Here is an 18,131-nt window from a genome sequence, read left to right as displayed (position 1 = left end):
TCAGTCTCCACCAGCGGCGGCGACGGCGACGTTGAGATCGAGCACGTTGACCCCGGGCTCGCCCAGGAAGCCCAGCCCGCGCCCGCCGGTGTGCTCCTCGACGAGCCGCTCGACCTGCGCGACGGTGAGGCCGTTGGCCTCCGCGACGCGCCGCACCTGGAGGGCGGCGTACTCCGGGGAGATGTGCGGGTCGAGCCCCGACCCCGACGCGGTGACGGCGTCGGGCGGCACCGCGGATCGGTCGACCCCCTCGCGGGCCGCGACCTCGGCGCGGCGCTCCTCGATGGCGGCGAGGAGGTCGGGGCTGAGCGGGCCGAGGTTGCTGGGAGCCGAGGCCAGCGTGTCGTAGTCGTTGGGCGAGGGCCGCGACAGGAACCACCGGTCGCCCTCGAACCGCTGGCCGAGGAGGCGCGATCCGACCACCACGCCGTCGACGCGCACCGGCGAGCCGTCGGCGCGGTCCCCGAACGCCTGCCCGACGGCCCACACGGCGCCCGGGTAGCCGACGCCGAGCAGGACGGTCATGACGAGGAGGAGCCGCAGTCCGGCCAGGGACTGGCGCAGGAGGTCGATGAGCGGAGTGGTGAGCATGGTCAGCCGATCCCGGGGATGGTGGAGACGAGCAGGTCGATGAGCTTGATGCCGGCGAACGGCACGAGGATGCCGCCGAGGCCGAAGACGAGGATGTTGCGGCGCAGCACCGACGTCGCTGAGGCGGCGCGGAACCGCACCCCCCGCAGGGCGAGCGGGATGAGGGCGACGATGACCAGGGCGTTGAAGATGACCGCCGACAAGATCGCGGACTGCGGCGTCGCCAGCCCCATGACGTTGAGCCTGTCGAGCGAGGGGTAGGCCGCGACGAACATCGCCGGGACGATCGCGAAGTACTTCGCGACGTCGTTGGCGATGGAGAACGTCGTCAGGGCACCACGCGTGATGAGCAGCTGCTTGCCGATCTCGACGATGTCGATGAGCTTCGTCGGGTCGGAGTCGAGGTCCACCATGTTGCCGGCCTCCTTGGCGGCGGCCGTCCCGCTGTTCATCGCGACCCCGACGTCGGCGGCCGCGAGGGCCGGGGCGTCGTTCGTGCCGTCACCCGTCATCGCGACCAGCCGGCCGCCCTGCTGCTCGCGGTGGATGTAGGCCATCTTGTCCTCCGGGGTCGCCTCGGCGAGGAAGTCGTCGACCCCGGCCTCGGCCGCGATCGCCCGCGCGGTCAGGGCGTTGTCGCCGGTGATCATCACCGTGCGGATGCCCATGGCTCGCAGCTCGGCGAACCGCTCGGCCATCCCCTTCTTCACCACGTCCTTGAGGTGGACCACACCGAGCACCCGGCCGGCACCCGCGGGGTCCTTGCGGCCGATCACCAACGGCGTGCCTCCCGAGCGGGCGATCTCGTCGACGGTGTGCTGCACCTCGATCGGAGGCTCCGTGCCGAGCCAGGCGGCGATGGCGGAGCCGGCCCCCTTGCGCAGCTGCGTGCCGTCGGCGAGGTCGACGCCGGACATCCGGGTCTGGGCGGTGAACTCCACGAAGGCCGCCCCGCGCGGCAGGGCGCCGTCGTCGGCGCCCCGGCTGAGCGCGAGGTCGACGATCGAGCGGCCCTCGGGGGTCTGGTCGGCGAGGCTGGAGAGTCGTGCGGCGTCGCGCAGCTCGTCCTCCCCTACGCCGGGTGCTGCCACCAGCCGGCTGGCCTGACGGTTGCCGTAGGTGATCGTGCCCGTCTTGTCGAGCAGCAGCGTGCTCACGTCGCCGGCGGCCTCGACGGCACGACCCGACATGGCCAGGACGTTGACCCGCACCAGCCGGTCCATGCCGGCGATGCCGATCGCCGAGAGCAGCGCGCCGATCGTGGTCGGGATCAGGCAGACCAGCAGCGCCACGAGGACGACGACGTCCTGAGGGGCACCGGCGTAGGACGCCATGGGGGCGAGCGTGGCCACCGCGGCGAGGAAGACCAGCGTCAGGCTGGCCAGGAGGATCGAGAGCGCGATCTCGTTGGGGGTCCGTCGCCGGGAGGTGCCCTCCACCAGGGCGATCATCTTGTCGAGGAAGGTCTCCCCCGCCGCGGCGGTGATGCGCACGACGATGCGGTCCGAGAGCACCCGGGTCCCGCCCGTGACGGCACTCCGGTCACCGCCCGCCTCCCGGACGACCGGGGCGGACTCCCCGGTGATGGCCGACTCGTCGACGGACGCGATGCCCTCGACGATGTCGCCGTCGCCCGGGATGACCTGACCCGCCTCGACGACCACGTGGTCGCCGACCTCGAGCTGCGTCGCCGGCACCTCGGACTCCGAGCCGTCGGCCCCCAGCAGGCGCGCGACGGTGTCGGTCCGAGCGGCCCGCAAGGACGCGGCCTGCGCCTTGCCGCGCCCCTCGGCCACCGCCTCGGCGAGGGTGCCGAAGAGGACGGTGAGCCAGAGCCAGACCGTGATCGAGACGGTGAACGTGCTGGGGTCGCGGAGGGCCGCGACGGTCGTCGCCACCGACCCGAGCAGCACCAGGAACATCACGGGCGAGCGCCACAGGTGGCGGGGGTCGAGCTTGCGCACGGCCTCCGGCAGCTGCTGAAGAGCCTGACCGACCAGCACGCCCAGCGTCAGGCCCGCGGCCGGCGCCCGCCCGCGGCGGCCCGCCGCGTCGTGCTCCGCGCTCGTGGGCGGGATCGGGCTCAGGGTCGAGGTGGGAGGTGTCATGCGAGGGCCTCAGCAATCGGTCCGAGGGCGAGCGCCGGGAAGTAGGTGAGGCCGGTCATGATGAGGATGACGCCGACCAGCATCCCGACGAAGAGGGGCTTGTGGGTGGGCAGGGTCCCCGCGGTGACCGGGACCTTGCCCTGCTCGGCCAGGGAGCCGGCGAGCATGAGGACGAGCACGATGGGCAGCAGCCGGCCGAGGAGCATGGCGAGGGCGAGCATCACCTGGAAGAAGTCGGAGGTCACGGTGATGCCGCCGAAGGCGCTGCCGTTGTTGTTGGCGGCGGAGGTGAAGGCGTAGAGCACCTCGGAGAAGCCGTGACCGCCCGGGTTGCCCATCGCGTCGGAGGTGGAGTCGCGCGAGATCGCGATGCCCGTCCCGACGAGGACGAGCGCGGGCGTGGTGAGGGTGTAGAGCGCGACGTAGGTCATCTGCCTCGCACCGATCTTCTTGCCGAGCAGCTCGGGGGTGCGCCCCACCATCAGCCCGGCGACGAAGACGACCAGGATCGCCGTCACGAGGATGCCGTAGATGCCCGCCCCGACCCCGCCCGGCACGATCTCGCCGAGCATCATGTTGACCATCACCACGCCACCGCCGGTGGCCGTCAACGAGTCGTGCGAGGCGTTGACCGCTCCCGTCGACGTCCCCGTGGTGGCGACCGCGAAGAGGGCGGACGCCCACTCCCCGAACCGGGTCTCCTTGCCCTCCATCGCGGCGCCGGCCGCCTGCGCGGTCGGCGAGTGGGCACCCACCTCCGCCCAGGTGGCCACCGCGAGCGACGCCGACCACAGCACGCCCATCACGGCCAGGACCGCCAGGCCCTGCCGGCGGTTGCCGAGCAGCGTCCCGAGGGTGCGGGTCAGGGCCACGGGCAGCACCAGGATCAGGAAGATCTGGAGGAAGTTGGTGACGGCGGTGGGATTCTCGAAGGGATGGGCGGAGTTGGCGTTGAAGAACCCGCCACCGTTGTTGCCGAGCTGCTTGATCGCCTCCTGACTGGCGACCGGGCCGCCGGTGAGCACCTGCGAGTGCCCCGCCAGGGTGCCCATCGTGGAGTCGGTGAAGCTCTGCACGACGCCGCCGGCGACCAGCAGGACGGCACCGACGAACGCCAGCGGCAGCAGGATCCGCACGGTGCCTCGGGTCAGGTCGACCCAGAAGTTGCCCAGTGCGCCCGTCCGCGAGCGGACGAAGCCGCGGACCAGCGCGACGGCGACGGCGATCCCGACCGCGGCGGAGAGGAAGTTCTGCACCGCCAGGCCGGCCATCTGCGCGGTGAAGCCCATCGTGGACTCCCCGGCGTACGACTGCCAGTTGGTGTTGGTGACGAACGAGACCGCGGTGTTGACGGACATCCAGAACGGGACGCCCGGCAGGCCGCGGTCCATCGGCAGGGCGGCCTGGCCGAGCTGGACCGCCATCAGGACCACGACGCCCACGAGACTGAACCCGATGACGCTGGTGGCGTAGGAGCGCGCGCCCTGCTCGGCGCCGGGATCCACGCCGCAGAGGCGGTAGACCACGCGCTCGGCGCGCAGGTGGCGGGTGTCGGTGTAGACCCGCGCCATGTGGTCGCCCAGCGGGACGTACGCCGCAGCGAGCAGGGCGACGAGGAGGGCGATCGTCAGGAGACCGCCGAGGGTGTCGGACACTAGAAGCGCTCCGGGAAGACCAGGGCGGCGAGGACGTAGAGCGCGGCGCAGACCACCGCGACCACGAGCAGGCTGGATTCGATGCTCATGCCGGCCAGCAAAGCCCCGACGGCGGTCCGGTCAGCCCGCCTTGACGCGTTCTTGGCGCGCGTTGACGCCCACTTGGCGCCCACGTGGCCCGCGCCACTCCCTCGGGCCCGGCGCGCTGATCGACGTCAGGACGCGACGGCGAGCAGCATCCCGGCGGCGACACCGCCCAGGACGACGGCCGCAGCCATGGCCCAGGTCGCCCGCCACCCCATCGCCCGGCCGACCATGACCACCGACGGGACGCTGAGCGCCGGCAGCGTGATGAGCAGGGCGCCTGTCGTCCCGGCACCTGCACCGAGCGCCAGCAGGGCGGCGACGACGGGGATCTCCCCGCCGGTCGGGATGACCAGCAGGGCCCCGAGGACGGCCACGACCAGCACCGCTGCCACACCGAGGCTGGCCTCGACGCCGGCGAAGTCGCTCAGCCACGGACTCAGCAGGCCCATCACGAAGACGAGCGCGACGTACTCCGGCACGAGCACGAGGACGAACCGGCCCAGCGAGCGCAGGTAGCGGCCCGGGAGGTCGCCCAGCCGCACCGGTTCGTCCACCGGTGGCGCTGCGACGGCGGGTGCGCCTGCCCCGCGAGCGTCGAGCAGACGGCCGATGAGCGCGCTGGCACCGACGACGACGGCCAGGCCGACGACCACGCGCGTGACGGCGTACTCCGCCGGCAGCACGAACGCCAGGAACACCAGCACGGCCGGGTTGAGGAGGGGGTTGCCCACCCAGTAGGCGAGAGCTGCGCTCGTGGACACCCCGCTGCGGCGCAGCCCGACCGCCACCGGCGCCGTGCAGCAGCTGCACATCATCGACGGCAGGGAGGCCGCCCCGCCGGCGACGGCCTGTCCCGTCGGCGAGCGGCGGTTGAGCAGGCGCGTCACCCAGCCGCGCGGCACGAGGGCATCGACCGCGGCGGCGACGAGCAGGCCGACCACGACCGCGCGCCACACCGCGTCCAGGTAGGCCACGGTGAAGTCCCAGGCGCCCGAGAGCGACGGCCCGTCTCCACCTGCCGACTCGAAGATGGGTCCCGACGGCCACGTCGGCGCGGCCTCCAGGGCGAGGGCGCGGTCCCAGTAGGGCAGCCACTTCGACCACGCGAAGCCGATGGTCGCCACCAGCACGAGGACGACCAGCCCGGCGACTCCCACCCGGGGGGGACGTCGTTCGACCGAGATTCCCGAGAGCATGCCACCCATCGTCGGACGCGGCGGCGGGACCGGCAAGGGGTCCCACCCGTCGGGAGGACCGGTGGCTAGGGGGCCGCGCGGCGGTACTGCACCGGCCACAGGTCGGTGCCGGTCTCGCCCAGCTCGTGGGCCGCGCGGAGCGGCCAGTGCGGCTCGCGCAGCAGCTCGCGACCGAGCAGCACGACGTCGGCCGACCCGTCGGCGAGGATCTCCTCGGCCTGCTTGGGCGTGGTGATGAGCCCGACGGCGCCGGTCGGGACGCCGGCCGCGGTGCGGATGCGCCGCGCGAACCGCACCTGGTAGCCCGGTTCGACCGGGATGTCGGCGCCCGGCACGTTGCCGCCCGTGGAGGTGTCGACGAGGTCGACGCCCTCCTCGTGCGCCAGGGCGGCGAGCCGCACGGTCTCGTCGGCGGTCCAGCCGCCCTCGACCCAGTCGGTGGCGGAGACCCGGAGCAGCAGCGGGAGCCCGGCCGGCACGCGGGACCGGACCTCGCGGACCACCTCCAGCACCAGGCGTACGCGCCCGTCGAAGGAGCCGCCGTAGCCGTCCTGGCGGTGGTTGGACAGCGGCGAGAGGAACTCGTGGAGCAGGTAGCCGTGGGCGCCGTGCAGCTCGATGACGTCGAAGCCGGCGGCGACGGCGCGCTCGGCCGCGTCACCGAAGGCGGTCACCACGCGGGCGATGCCCGCCTCGTCCAGCGGCTCGGGGTCGGGACGCAGCCCGGCGAAGGGCTCGGCCGACGGGCCGACGGGCCGCCAGCCGCCGTCGGAGTCGGGGACGCCGCCTCGCTCGCCGGTGAAGCCGCTGTAGGTCGACGCCTTGCGGCCGGCGTGGGCGAGCTGGACGCCCGCCGCGGCCCCCTGTCCGTGCACGAAGTCCACGATCCGGGTCCACGCCGCCTGCTGCTCGTCGTTCCACAGCCCGGTGTCCTCCGGCGAGATCCGCCCCTCCGGCACCACCGCGGTCGCCTCGGTGAGGACCAGTCCGGCGCCGCCGCGCGCGAAGGAGCCGAGGTGGACCAGGTGCCACTCCCCCGGCACGCCGTCGGCGGCGGAGTACTGGCACATCGGCGCCACCCAGACGCGGTTGCGGAGGGTCAGGTCGCGAAGGGTGACAGGGCTGAACAGACGACTCACGGGGGCGCTCCTGCGTGGCTGCTGGTGGGGGACGGTCCGTGAGTCCGAACCGGCGAGGACGCCGTGTTGTTCCGCCCCGTCCGTGGTGCGTGCCGAGCGGCCCGTCAGGGTCGCGCGTGCTCGATCGCCTCCTCCTCCTCGGGCGAGAGCTGCTGCTCGCACGACCAGGAGGAGATCGACTTGGCGTACGTGCGGGCCTCGCTGCGCCCGTGGATGGACGTCAGCACCACGCCGTGGCCGGCGTCGTCGAGCACGGCCAGGCTCCAGCTGAGGTGACCGCCGACGTCGCCGAACGCGTCGTAGCGCACCACCGACAGGTGGCGCAGCGCGTCGGCGCTCTCGGCCTTGAGGGCCGCGACCTCCTGTCGCAGGCCGTGCACATCCTCGGGCAGCGCCTCGACGCCCTCGCCGGAGGTGCGTGCCGTCGTACGACGGAGGGCCAGCGCGGCGAGCGCGCAGGCGACGGCGGAGAGGACGACGGCGACCACGGCGAGCATGGAACGACCCTATGTTCGGCGGCTGGTCACGGCCGGTCGGACACGGCCGGAGGTGACACACTCGCGCACGTGACAGCTCGACGGATCGCCTACCAGGGAGAGCCCGGCGCCAACTCCCACCTGGTGTGCCAACAGGCCTACCCCGACTGGGAGCCGCTGGCGTGCCCGTCGTTCGAGGACGCGTTCGCCGCGGTCGAGGGCGGCGAGGCCGACCTCGCGATGATCCCGATCGACAACTCGATCGCCGGGCGGGTGGCCGACATCCACCACTTCCTGCCCACCTCGAGCCTGCACATCGTCGGCGAGCGGTTCCTGCGCATCCAGTTCTCCCTGATGGCGCTGCCCGAGGCGAGCATCGACTCGCTGCGCACCGTGCACAGCCACGTCCACGCCCTCGGCCAGTGCCGCGGGGTGATCCGCGAGCTCGGCCTGACCCCGGTGGTGGCCGGCGACACCGCCGGCGCGGCCCGCGAGGTCGCCGAGGCCGGCGACCCGACCCAGGCCGCGATCGCGCCGCCGCTGGCCGCCGAGATCTACGGCCTGCAGGTGCTGCGCGAGGAGATCGAGGACGAGGACCACAACACCACGCGCTTCGTGGTGCTCTCCCGCGACTTCGAGCAGGCGCCCGCGGACGGCAGCCCGGTCGTGACCACGTTCATCTTCAACGTGCGCAACCTGCCGGCGGCGCTCTACAAGGCGCTCGGCGGCTTCGCGACCAACGGCGTCAACATGACCAAGCTGGAGAGCTACATGGTCGGCGGCCAGTTCACCGCCACCCAGTTCCTCGCCGAGGTCGACGGCCACCCCGACGACCCGGGCGTGCGCAACGCGCTGGAGGAGCTCGCGTTCTTCACCACGGAGGTCACGGTGGTCGGTGTCTACCCCGCCGACTCCTTCCGCGCGCGATGACTGCGACACTTCCCCGGTGATCGACCTGCTCGTGGTGGCGCTCGCCTTCGGCGCCATCTTCGTCGTGGAGCTGCCCGACAAGACCTTCATCGCCACGCTGGTGATGTCGACGAAGATGCGTCCGCTCCTCGTCTGGCTCGGCGTCGCGCTCGCGTTCCTCGTCCAGACGGGCGTCGCGGTGGGCGTCGGCAAGGCCGCCTCGTTCCTGCCCGAGCAGCTGGTCCACACCGTCGCCGCGGTGATGTTCGCGATCGGGGCGGTCATCCTCTTCCGCGAGGCCCGCTCCGCCGACGACGACGAGCCCGGGCAGGAGGACGAGTTCGCCGCCAGGGCCGACTCCGGCGCCCACGGGCTCAAGGTCGTGGCGACGTCGTTCCTGGTGCTCTTCGCCGCCGAGTGGGGCGACCTGTCGCAGCTGCTCACCATCTCGCTGGTCGCGAAGTACGACGACCCGGTGTCGGTGTTCCTCGGCGCCTGGGGCGCCCTGCTCGCGGTCTCCGGCCTGGCGGTCATCGTGGGCCGGCTGCTGCTCCAGCGGGTGCGGCTGGCGGTGCTCCATTATGTGGGTGCGACGGTGTGCCTGCTCATGGCAGCCTTCACGGTGTGGGAGATGACACGCTGACCGACCCGGTCCACGGCGGCCTCCGCAACGAGGTCCGCGACCGGTTCGTCGCCGTCAACGGCGACCACGCGATGTCGTCCGAGGACGACGCCTACGTCCGCGAGCACTTCGTGGAGGCCTCGCCCGGAGCGACGCGGCTCATGCTCGACGGCCGGCTGCCGCTGCCGTCGTACGTCCTGGGCGACGGCACCGCGATGGTGCCCGCCGACCACGGCCGTCTCGCGGAGCTGGCCGGCGGCCTCGACCGGCTGCACGACTGGTTCGTGGCGTTCTGGGAGGGGGACGAGGCGGCCGGCGAGCGCGAGTGGCAGGCCTACCTGTCCGGGCAGCACGCCGGCCTCCGCGAGGTGTCGCCCGTGCGGATCAGGCAGGTGGCCGAGCGCGTCGCCGAGGCCCGGGCCGCCCTCGACCTGCTGCGCCGCGACCCGCACGACCCGATCGGACGCGGCATGCTCGGCGAGGCCGTCGACGGCGTCATCGCGGTGCCGGGACTCGACGCGATGCTCCTGCCGATGACCGCCTACGACCGGCTCCGCGCCGGGGGGCCCACGATCCGCGAGCGCTGGGTCGACGCCCCACGGGCGGCGTACCTGACGCCTGCGCCCCCGGTGTGGCCGCTGCGCACCGAGCGCCTCCTGCTGCGCCCGCACGAGCTCGGCGACGCCGACGCCTTCGTCACCGCCTGGGGCTCCGAGGAGTGGACGAGCCTGCTCCTCAGCCGCCCGATGAACCGGGCCGAGGTCGTCGAGATGGTGCGCCGACGCACCGAGCGCGGCGACGGCACGTTCCTCGGCCTCGCGGTCACCACCCTCGACGGCACCGTCGTGGGCGACTCGATCCTCCACCTTCAGGGCACCGGCCTCAGCGAGGCCGAGATCGGCTGGACGGTCCTGCCCGAGCACGCCGGGCGGGGCTACGCGACCGAGGCGGCGCGGGCCGTGCTCCGGCTCGGCTTCGAGCACTACGGGCTGCGGCGCATCATGGCCAACCTCGACGTGCGCAACGAGCGCTCGGCCGCCCTCTGCGAGCGCCTCGGCATGCGCCGCGAGGTGCACCGCATCGCCGACTTCTGGTCCAAGGGCGAGTGGACCAGCTCCTACGAGTACGCCCTGCTGCGCGAGGAGTGGCGCGCGGCCCGGGGTTAGGTCGTTCGTCGCCGTGTTGGTTCGCGCCTCTCTCTCGTTTCCCTCGTTGGTTCATCAAGGTATGCAGACGAACCCGCGCTTCCCACGGTGAGCTCATCGAGGGGAGTGCGGGTTGAGCGACATACCTTGATGAACCGACGCGACGGCCCCCGCGCGGACGATCGAGCACCCCCGAGCCCGGATAGAGTCCCGCCCATGGTCACCACCCCGCACGGAGCCGACAGCGAGGTCGGCCGCCTGGCCACCGTGATGCTCCACCGCCCCGGCAACGAGCTCAAGCGGCTCACGCCTCGCAACAACGACCGGCTGCTCTTCGACGGCATCCCGTGGGTGAGCCGGGCCCAGGAGGAGCACGACGCGTTCGCCGAGACGCTGCGCGACCGTGGGGTCGAGGTGCTCTACCTGACCGACCTGCTCACCGAGACCCTCGAGAGCGATCTCGCCCGCAACCACGCGATCACCAGCGCGCTGTCAGGGCTGCACCTCGGCGACACCATGCGCCGCTACCTCGCGCAGGCGCTGCGCGACCTCGCCCCGGCGGAGCTGACCGACGTGCTCACCGCGGGCATCCGCAACGACGAGGTACGCGGCGGCCACGGCCTGGTGACCAGCCTGCTCGACCCGCACGACTTCCTCATCGACCCGCTCCCCAACCTGCTCTTCACCCGCGACTCCAGCGTCTGGGTACGCGACCGCGTGGCCGTCACCAGCCTCGCCATGCCCGCCCGCAAGCGCGAGACCCAGCTGACCGAGCTCATCTACACCGAGCACCCCCGCTTCGCCGGCACCCGCAAGATCCATGGCTGGCACAACGAGCACGTCGAGGGCGGCGACGTCCTGCTGCTCGCGCCGGGCGTGATCGCGGTCGGCGTCGGGGAGCGGACGACCCCCGCAGGCGTCGAGCGGCTCGCGCGACAGGTGTTCCACGCCGGCCTGGCCCACACCGTGCTGGCGGTGCCGATCGCGCAGGAGCGCGCGACGATGCACCTCGACACCGTCTGCACCATGGTCGACGTGGACAAGGTGGTGATGTACCCCAACGTCGCCGACACGCTTCGCGCCGTCACGGTGACCCTGCTCGACCCGGGGTCGGGCGAGGCCGACCTGACCCTCGACATCAGCGACCACGAGCCGTTCCTCGTGGCGGCGGCCAAGGCGATGCAGATCGACACGCTGCACCAGATCGACACCGGCCTCGACCCGGTCACGGCCGAGCGCGAGCAGTGGGACGACGGCAACAACACCCTCGCCCTGGCGCCGCGGGTGGCGGTGGCCTACGAGCGCAACGACGAGACCAACGACCGGCTCGAGGCCGCCGGGATCGAGGTCGTCCGCATCGCCGGGTCCGAGCTCGGGTCCGGTCGCGGTGGACCGCGCTGCATGAGCTGCCCGGTCGCCCGGCAGCCGCTCCGCGAGGACTGAACGGGCGCGCGTCACGTTCGGCCCGGTGCGTCGTTGACGGGGCATGAACGCGTCGATGCTGGACGGGCTCGGGCCCGCGGACGTCGAGCGCGTGCTCGCCGCCGGACGTCCGCTGAGCCTGCCGCAGGGCTGGTCGCCGACCGCCGGGCAGGCTCCCGCGGAGGGTGCCTACCTCATCACCGAGGGCCGGGCCTCGGTCCGCGAGAGCGGTGTCGAGGTCGCCGTCCTCGGTCCCGGTGCCGCGGTCGGTGATGCCGCCGCGATCGTCGGCCGCACGCTGCGCTCGGCGACGGTGGTGGCCCTGACGCCGCTGCGGGTCGTGCACTTCACCCGAGAGACGATCGAGACACTGGTCGCCGAGATGCCGGCGTTCGGAGCGGCGCTGCGTGCTGGCGCCGGGAGCCGCGACAGCGACTGAGTCCGAGCGCCGGGAGGCCGCCCCACTTCCCCGTCGGTCGTCACGTCTCCGGGCTCGTGGTGTGCTTGGCGTCGGCGACCATCTCGGCCCGCTCGTCGGCTGTCAGCGACGACAGGTAGCGGCGGTAGTCGTCCATGCCCACCGCGATGACGTCGGAGAACTCCGGATCGTCGGCGAGGTCGCGGATCGGTCGGCGACCGGCGAGGACCTCCCCCACGACGGCCTCGACACCGGTGCCCGGATGGTCCTCGGCGATGCTGATCAGGTTCGCGCGCAGGCGAGCCGCGGACGCCTGGTCTCCGGTGAACGCCAGGAACTCGTCGTCCTGGCCCTCTGCCGACTCCGCTGCGGGGTCAGGTGCGGAGTCCTCGGGCGGCCAGGTCATGTCAGGACCCGGGGACGTAGAGCTGGTCGGCGGGTACGGGTCGGCCGGTGGCGGTGTCGACGACCTCGATGCCGTTGCCCTCGTCGACGATCTGCAGGTCGGAGCCCACGGGGAGGTTCCAGATGCCGATGAGTGCCGGCTCGAGCTCGCACACGGAGTTGAAGTCGGTGATGACGAGGTTGCTGGCGTCGTGGAGGTATTCGGTGGTGTCGATGTCGGAGAAGATCCGCCACCCGTTGTCGGCACGCGCTCGGGACTCCTCGCGGACCATCCACTTGATGCGGCCGGCACCGGACAGCACGTTCTTCGACGCCAGGCAGGCGCCGGCGGCGGGGATGAACTCGATCGGCATGTGAGGCCTCCGTGGTGTCTGCGGTGGGATCGTGGCGGCGTCGATGCGGCTGGCGAGGGCCGCTTGTCACTGGGCGGGCGGCGGGACGGGTATCCCGCGGTCGGTGAGGGTCTGCTCGGCGCGGATGACGAGCTCGCCGCGCTTGGCCGACCACTTCCGCAGGTTGGTCAGCACGGTGCGACCGTCCAGGCCGGGCTGCAGCAGGTCGAGGTCGGGGCGGGCGAGGAGGACGTCGTAGAAGGGCGTGAGGGTGACGTCGCTGAACTTGAACTTCGCGGCGAGGGTCTCCAGTGGGGTGCCGACCTTCGCGTCGAGCTCGTTGACGTCTGCGCCGGCGTCCAGCAGGCGCTTCAGCAGCGGCGCCTCGGCCACGAAGTCGTGTGCGTTGCGGGCCAGGAAGCGGTGCAGCAGCATGGCCCTGCGCACGTCGGCGCCGTCGTCGAGGAGGCGGTTGGCGATGGCGACCCGGGAGGGTGAGTCGTCATTGGTCAGGGCCAGCGACAGCAAGGTGTCGTGCTCGTACTCGTAGTTCACCCACGCCGGGTCGTAGACCTTCTCGAAGTCCGCGTAGGTGCCCCGGGTCAGGGCTGCGTGCAGCGCGCTGGTGTCACGAGGCTTGGTGCGGTTGAACAGTCCCATGGGGTCAGTGTGCCAATCTGTCTCGTCGCGGCAGTCCCACGCCGTCTGGTTCGCGCTGGTGCGGGCCGGGAGCCGCTCGGGTCAGGGAGCCTCGTCGACGTGCGAACGGTTTCGCCCGGGGTGGGCGACCTCGTAGTTCCTGGGGTCTTGGTAGCGCTCCAGGAACTCCTCCTTGGTGATCTTGCCGGACAGGTACTCGTCGCGCAGCTTGCGGTACTCCTCGCCGCGCACGTGGCCCATGTCCCACACGTCCTTCTGGGGGTCTCCGGGCCGCCAGTCGATCTTGACCAGGTTGCCGTCCTTGTCGAGGACCCACACCTCGCCGTTCTCGTCCTTGGCGTTCTCCCAGACCTCGTCGACCTGGCCCTTGCCGTAGTCGGGTCGGGAGTTCGCGTAGGGCAGGCGGTCGCCGTTCTTGTCGTAGCCGTAGGAGTTGGGCTTGCCCTTCTTGGGCAGCTTCCCCGTGGGGCGGCGCCGCATCGCGCGGGCGGAGCGGAACTTGCGCAGGATGCGGGTGACGTCGGTGAGCTTGTCGACCGTGCGGACGATGGTGAACACGGCCCGGACCCCGCGGATGGCCGCCAGCGCCGTGATGACCCGGCGCGCGTAGTTGGCGGCTCGGGCCGCGATGAGCGCGGCGCCGCCGCCGGCGGCGGCGCCAGCGGTGAACAGCGACCCGATGCCGGCCACGACCACAGTGGCGCCGACCTCGATCGCGAGGTCCTTCATCAGGCCCTTGACGGTGCTCTTGGTCTCCTCGACCTGGTTGGCGTAGTCACGGCACGCGGTCGCGAGCTCGCGGCAGGCGCTCGCGATGTCGGCGGCGGCCTGCTTCACCTCCCCGACGGCCTTCTTCGCAGCCGGGATCTCAGGAGAGCGCTGGTTGCCGAGCTGGGTGGTGGCGACCTCGCAGTAGGACCGCAGACCGTCCAGGGACGACGCGGCCGCGTCCCAGGCCGACGCGGCCTGACCCAGGCGGCCGGTGTCGGCGCCGGGCCACGTGTAGCCCTCGAGGTAGTCGAGGATGACGTCCCAGAACTGCGGGGTGTCCTCCGCGTTGGCCCCCGACGCCGTCGGTGGCGAGTAGGGGGCGACCTCGACGGGGTCGACCTCCTCGGGCGCGCCGGGGCCGCCTCTGCTGCCGTGGACCGATCCGGCGTCCGCGTCGGCGTGGTTGGCGCCCGAGGCCTCGGCGATGATGGCCAGGGACCCGAGCGCCGTGACCAGGTCGGCGATGGCGGTCACCGCGGCGGCGGCACCGGAGTCGTAGTGGGGGACGAAGTCCTCCGAGGACTTGTCGTCGCCGCCCATGCCGCCGAACCCGCCGAGCTTCCCGGTCAGCGTCTCGTAGGCGTCGGCCGCGAGACCGTTGGCGGTCTCGAGCGAGGTCGCGGCGCTCGTGTAGCCCCCGGAGTCGACCTCGATCCTCATGAGAACGACTCCCACATCTTCACGTTGGCGTCCGCCGCTCCGGTGTAGTTGGTGTGGGCGTTCCGCGCGGACGCCCGCAGCTCGGCGAGGGCGGCACGCATGCCCCGCATGCCCTCCTCCCACGTCTGGTGGGCCTCGGCCTGCGCCTCGGCGGCGAGGCCCTCCCACACCGCTTGGAGGGCCGCGACCTGCTTCTCGATGTCGTTGGTCAGTGCCTCGAGGGCGTTCTCGGTCGCCTGCACATCCGAGATGACGGCGTCGAGGTCGTCGGTGTCGATGGTGAAGATGCGCCCGGCCACGGCTCAGCCCAGCCTGTCGATGATGCGCGCCGACAGCGCATCGAGGCGCTGCTGGGAGGAGTCGTCCGAGGCGATGAAGTCGCGGTGGGTCTCCTCGAGGAGCTCGCGCATCGCCGTCAGCCCGGTGAGGACCTCGCCGGCGGACTCCTTCCACTCCTCCCACGCCTCGGAGAACGACTCGGCCGCCTCACCGGACCAGCCGGCGTCCAGGAAGCCGCGCACGCGTCCGTCGATCTGGCTCCGGTCCGTGCGCAGCCGCTCGGCCGCGTCGTCCACATCGTCCTTCGCCTTCGCGAAGGCCGCGTGCATCACCTGCACCTGGTCCACGATGTGCCCCCTGCCCGAGTCGGTCACCCAGGGTTCTACCCACCCGCGAGGGGGCCGAACCCTCCAGCAGGCCGAATTCGACGGCGCTCCGCGGCAGTCTCCCGTTTCATCAGGAGGGTGGCCGGGTAGATGGAGGGACGTGAAGAGCCCGGTCGTTGTTGACGGGGGAAACAACAACGACCGGGCACCAAGGAATCTACTCCGCTCCGGAGCACGGGCACAACCGTTGAGTTCGTTGTATTCGCCACGTGGCCAGATGGTGGGGCGCGACTTACCGGATCGTCACCTGACGGTTGGCCAGCCCCGCTCGCGCGGACCGCTCGGCGGCGGTGAGCTCGCCTCCTCGCAGGGCCTCCTCCAGGTCGGCGGCGAACCGCGCGGCAGGCTCCTCGAGGACCTCGGCGCCGGTGCCGACGGGGAGGTCCCACACCGGCGCGAGCAGCCCGTGGGCGCGGAACATCCCGACCAGGCGCGACTCGTCGGCGATCGAGTCCTGTCCGGCGGCGTGGAGGCGGGCGAGGGCGTCGAGCAGGGCGTCCTCGGGGTGCGGCATCACCCAGCGCAGGTGCTCCTTGGTGCCGACGTTGGTCCAGTACGCCGCCTCGACCGAGGACAGCCGGCTGGTCGGCATCACGCCGGCGTTGGCCTGCTCGAGCGCGGCCTCCATCGCGGCGTCGCGCTCGGGGACGTCGTCGATCCAGTAGTCGAACCCGTCGTGGAGGGTGATGTCGAGGCTCGTGTCGCTGATCAGGTCCTGGAGGCGCGGGCCGTCGCCGGGGTCGGTCATCAGCCCGACGATGCCCGGCTCCTCGGTGGCCAGCGCGGCCTCGAGGACGGCTCCGAGGTCGCGCGCGGGGTTGCCGTAGGAGTGCTGGACCTGCAGGCCGAGCCAGATGTCACCGGAGTCGCGCACCATCGCGGGGGCGGCGCCGGGCAGGAGGGTGGCGAGGCGGACGTTGCGCTCGCCCTCGGCGAGGGTCAGCGGGGCCGTCGCGGCCGGGACGAGCTCGCGCAGGGCGATCACGTCGCACTCGCTCGGCATCCCCTCGAAGGGGCGCGCGACGAACGTCGGAGCGGCGCCGCCGGCCGCCCCGTGGCACGCCTTGTAGCGCTTGCCCGACCCGCAGGGGCAGGGCTGGCGGGGGCCGACCTCGCCGGGGGCGGGAGCGGACTGGGCGCGGGTGCGGGACTTCTTGGCCATGCCCGAGAACCTATCCGTCCAGCAGCTCCAGCATGTAGGCCGGCCGGTCGCTGATGACGGCCGCCACACCCAGGTCGAGGCACAGCTCGAGGTCGTCGGCGGTGTTGACGGTCCAGACGTGGATCTCGCGGCCGTCGGCGACCAGGTGCCGACCCAGGCCGGGGTGGTCGCGCAGCTCGCGGATTCCGGGCCCGATGATCCAGTCGTCGCCGGCGACCGGTCGCAGCACCGGCCAGCGGTGCGCCTTCTCGATCAGCAGGACCACGTCGAGCGCCGGCGCGAGCCGTCGGACCCGGTTGACGGCGTTGAGGGAGAAGCTCATCACCCGCGCCGGCGAGCCGGGGCCGTCCCACCCGAAGTCGCCCAGCGTGTCCAGCAGCCGCCGCTCGACCAGCCCGCCGTAGCGGGTGGGGTGCTTGGTCTCGATGGCGAGCTCGACGCGCCGGTCGTAGTCGGCCACCGTCTCCAGCAGCCGGCGCAGGGTGAGCACCTTGCCCGCCTCGGGGTCGCGGTCGGGGGCCTCGTCGTCGAGGTCGGACCACGGGTTCTTCCACGACGCGAAGTCGAGCTCGTCGAGCTCGGCCAGGTTCATCGTCGAGACGATCCCCTGGGTGGCGGCCGTCCGCCGCAGGTCGCGGTCGTGCACGCACACGAGGTGCCCGTCGGCGGTGAGCCGCACGTCGCACTCGAGCGCCTCCGCCCCCTCGTCGAGGGCCTTCACGTAGGCCGTCAGCGTGTGCTCGGGGTTCGCGTGGCTGCTGCCCCGGTGGGCCACCACCTGCGGCCGCCGTCGGGGGTCGGCCGTGCGGGTGGCGCGGGCGCGCCGCGTACGTCGCATGGATCGAGCATGCCATGGGCCAGCAGGGGCGACCCCGGGGGCATCAGCGGACGTGGTCGCGCCAGTCGTCGGGCACCCGGCCGGCGGGTCCCGGCACCGGCTGGTCCTCCGGCCGGCTCTGCGGGTCGGCCAGCCGCGGGCCCGTCACGCCGACGGAGCGGTCGAAGTCCCAGTACCAGTCCTCGCCCGGCTCGAAGCTCTGGATCACCGGATGACCGGTCGCCCGGTGGTGCGCCGTCGCGTGCTGGGACGGGCTGGAGTCGCAGCACCCCACGTGCCCGCACTGGGCGCACCGTCGCAGGTGCACCCACCAGCCGCCGGCCTCCTCACACTCCACGCACCCCGGCCCCGACGGGGGCACCTCCGGATCGATCCCAGCCGTCACGGTCCCAGCCTGCCCGTCCGCTGCGCACGGGGGAAGGCCCCCGCGAGGAACCCGGGCAGCCAGTGCGCCTCCCAGTCGGGGATCTCCTGGCGCTCGACCACGGAGCGGATCGGCGCCTGCGCGGCTGTCCGGTAGCGACCGTCCGCGCGCTGGAGGTAGTGGTAGTTCACCAGCTCGCGGCGCAGGTAGGCGACGTCCTCGTGGACACCGCGCAAGACGTCGTTGACCTCGGGCTCGGAGTAGTCGCGGCCGGGCTCGAAGCGGCTGAGCACCTCGAGCAGCACCGCCGCGCGCACCGTGCGCTTCGCCGGCACCCGCGCGAGGCGCCCGTCGCGCACGAACCGGTCGACGACGCGCCGCTGCTCGGCGAGCGCGGCGTCGTACGCCTCCTGCTCGAGCGCTGCCCGCGCGGCGGCGTAGCCCTCGCCGCTCTCCGCCATGCGCGCCCGCACGACGCGCTTGAAGTCACTGTCCTTGGTCACTGT

The 18,131-nt window shown here is 72.5% G+C and carries 21 protein-coding genes; 5 read left to right on the top strand and 16 right to left on the bottom strand.

Going from position 1 to position 18,131, the window contains the following annotated elements:
• The 6 genes from kdpC to AC54T2_RS04920 all read right to left on the bottom strand — a co-directional run bounded on the left by kdpC (position 1) and on the right by AC54T2_RS04920 (position 7,273).
• A complete protein-coding gene (kdpC, locus tag AC54T2_RS04945; protein WP_489975432.1) occupies positions 1-591 on the bottom strand; it encodes a potassium-transporting ATPase subunit KdpC in 591 nt (196 codons plus the stop codon).
• Positions 592-593: 2 nt separating this feature from the next.
• Complete coding sequence (gene kdpB, locus AC54T2_RS04940) at positions 594-2,699, bottom strand: potassium-transporting ATPase subunit KdpB (protein WP_186339787.1); 2,106 nt, start codon at positions 2,697-2,699, stop codon at positions 594-596.
• Positions 2,696-4,354 carry a potassium-transporting ATPase subunit KdpA gene (gene kdpA, locus AC54T2_RS04935; RefSeq protein WP_496665675.1) on the bottom strand — a complete coding sequence of 553 codons (1,659 nt, stop codon included), beginning with the start codon at positions 4,352-4,354 and terminating at the stop codon, positions 2,696-2,698. The genes kdpB and kdpA overlap by 4 nt, the downstream gene beginning before the upstream one ends.
• Before the next feature lie 215 nt (positions 4,355-4,569).
• Positions 4,570-5,637 carry a permease gene (locus AC54T2_RS04930; protein ID WP_496665674.1) on the bottom strand — a complete coding sequence of 356 codons (1,068 nt, stop codon included), beginning with the start codon at positions 5,635-5,637 and terminating at the stop codon, positions 4,570-4,572.
• A 65-nt stretch (positions 5,638-5,702) separates the two neighbouring features.
• Positions 5,703-6,776 (bottom strand): oxidoreductase, encoded by a 1,074-nt coding sequence (locus AC54T2_RS04925; RefSeq protein WP_489975429.1) that lies wholly within the window; start codon positions 6,774-6,776, stop codon positions 5,703-5,705.
• Positions 6,777-6,880: 104 nt separating this feature from the next.
• Positions 6,881-7,273: a DUF4446 family protein gene (locus AC54T2_RS04920; RefSeq protein WP_186339783.1), complete on the bottom strand. Its 393-nt coding sequence runs from the start codon at positions 7,271-7,273 to the stop codon at positions 6,881-6,883.
• A 69-nt stretch (positions 7,274-7,342) separates the two neighbouring features.
• On the opposite strand from AC54T2_RS04920, the gene AC54T2_RS04915 reads away from it, so the two are divergent.
• The 5 genes from AC54T2_RS04915 to AC54T2_RS04895 all read left to right on the top strand — a co-directional run bounded on the left by AC54T2_RS04915 (position 7,343) and on the right by AC54T2_RS04895 (position 11,789).
• Complete coding sequence (locus AC54T2_RS04915; protein ID WP_186339782.1) at positions 7,343-8,182, top strand: prephenate dehydratase; 840 nt, start codon at positions 7,343-7,345, stop codon at positions 8,180-8,182.
• A gap of 16 nt (positions 8,183-8,198) precedes the next feature.
• Positions 8,199-8,804: a TMEM165/GDT1 family protein gene (locus tag AC54T2_RS04910; RefSeq protein ID WP_489975427.1), complete on the top strand. Its 606-nt coding sequence runs from the start codon at positions 8,199-8,201 to the stop codon at positions 8,802-8,804.
• Positions 8,786-9,949 carry a GNAT family N-acetyltransferase gene (locus tag AC54T2_RS04905; RefSeq protein WP_489975426.1) on the top strand — a complete coding sequence of 388 codons (1,164 nt, stop codon included), beginning with the start codon at positions 8,786-8,788 and terminating at the stop codon, positions 9,947-9,949. Before AC54T2_RS04910 ends, AC54T2_RS04905 begins: the two co-directional genes overlap by 19 nt.
• A 195-nt stretch (positions 9,950-10,144) precedes the next feature.
• Positions 10,145-11,371, top strand: a complete 1,227-nt coding sequence (locus AC54T2_RS04900) for an arginine deiminase (protein ID WP_496665673.1) — start codon at positions 10,145-10,147, stop codon at positions 11,369-11,371.
• A 43-nt stretch (positions 11,372-11,414) separates the two neighbouring features.
• Entirely contained in the window at positions 11,415-11,789 is a 375-nt protein-coding gene (locus AC54T2_RS04895) for a Crp/Fnr family transcriptional regulator (RefSeq protein ID WP_186339779.1), read from the top strand.
• Between the two features lie 40 nt (positions 11,790-11,829).
• On the opposite strand, the gene AC54T2_RS04890 is transcribed toward AC54T2_RS04895, so the two are convergent.
• The 10 genes from AC54T2_RS04890 to AC54T2_RS04845 form a co-directional block, all read right to left on the bottom strand.
• On the bottom strand, positions 11,830-12,174 hold the full coding sequence (locus AC54T2_RS04890) for a hypothetical protein (RefSeq protein ID WP_496665672.1): 345 nt from the start codon (positions 12,172-12,174) through the stop codon (positions 11,830-11,832).
• A 1-nt stretch (position 12,175) separates the two neighbouring features.
• Positions 12,176-12,526 carry a DUF2185 domain-containing protein gene (locus AC54T2_RS04885; RefSeq protein ID WP_186339777.1) on the bottom strand — a complete coding sequence of 117 codons (351 nt, stop codon included), beginning with the start codon at positions 12,524-12,526 and terminating at the stop codon, positions 12,176-12,178.
• A gap of 66 nt (positions 12,527-12,592) precedes the next feature.
• Positions 12,593-13,165, bottom strand: a complete 573-nt coding sequence (locus AC54T2_RS04880; RefSeq protein ID WP_496665671.1) for a hypothetical protein — start codon at positions 13,163-13,165, stop codon at positions 12,593-12,595.
• An 81-nt stretch (positions 13,166-13,246) separates the two neighbouring features.
• Positions 13,247-14,596 (bottom strand): HNH/ENDO VII family nuclease, encoded by a 1,350-nt coding sequence (locus tag AC54T2_RS04875; RefSeq protein ID WP_496665670.1) that lies wholly within the window; start codon positions 14,594-14,596, stop codon positions 13,247-13,249.
• Positions 14,593-14,895, bottom strand: a complete 303-nt coding sequence (locus AC54T2_RS04870) for a WXG100 family type VII secretion target (protein ID WP_186339774.1) — start codon at positions 14,893-14,895, stop codon at positions 14,593-14,595. Before AC54T2_RS04870 ends, AC54T2_RS04875 begins: the two co-directional genes overlap by 4 nt.
• 3 nt (positions 14,896-14,898) lie before the next feature.
• Positions 14,899-15,222: a WXG100 family type VII secretion target gene (locus tag AC54T2_RS04865; protein ID WP_186339773.1), complete on the bottom strand. Its 324-nt coding sequence runs from the start codon at positions 15,220-15,222 to the stop codon at positions 14,899-14,901.
• Positions 15,223-15,493: 271 nt separating this feature from the next.
• A complete protein-coding gene (locus AC54T2_RS04860; protein ID WP_186339772.1) occupies positions 15,494-16,423 on the bottom strand; it encodes a DUF5926 family protein in 930 nt (309 codons plus the stop codon).
• A 10-nt stretch (positions 16,424-16,433) separates the two neighbouring features.
• Positions 16,434-17,261: a glycerophosphodiester phosphodiesterase family protein gene (locus tag AC54T2_RS04855; RefSeq protein WP_186339771.1), complete on the bottom strand. Its 828-nt coding sequence runs from the start codon at positions 17,259-17,261 to the stop codon at positions 16,434-16,436.
• 43 nt (positions 17,262-17,304) lie between these two features.
• Positions 17,305-17,646 carry a UBP-type zinc finger domain-containing protein gene (locus AC54T2_RS04850; protein WP_186339770.1) on the bottom strand — a complete coding sequence of 114 codons (342 nt, stop codon included), beginning with the start codon at positions 17,644-17,646 and terminating at the stop codon, positions 17,305-17,307.
• Positions 17,643-18,128 carry a DUF2087 domain-containing protein gene (locus AC54T2_RS04845; protein WP_496665669.1) on the bottom strand — a complete coding sequence of 162 codons (486 nt, stop codon included), beginning with the start codon at positions 18,126-18,128 and terminating at the stop codon, positions 17,643-17,645. Before AC54T2_RS04845 ends, AC54T2_RS04850 begins: the two co-directional genes overlap by 4 nt.
• Between the last annotated feature and the right edge of the window lie 3 nt (positions 18,129-18,131).

This window comes from Nocardioides sp. Z35_8 (assembly GCF_059621125.1).
The sequence above is the reverse complement of the archived record's forward strand: the minus strand, read 5'-3'. Positions and strand labels throughout refer to the sequence as shown.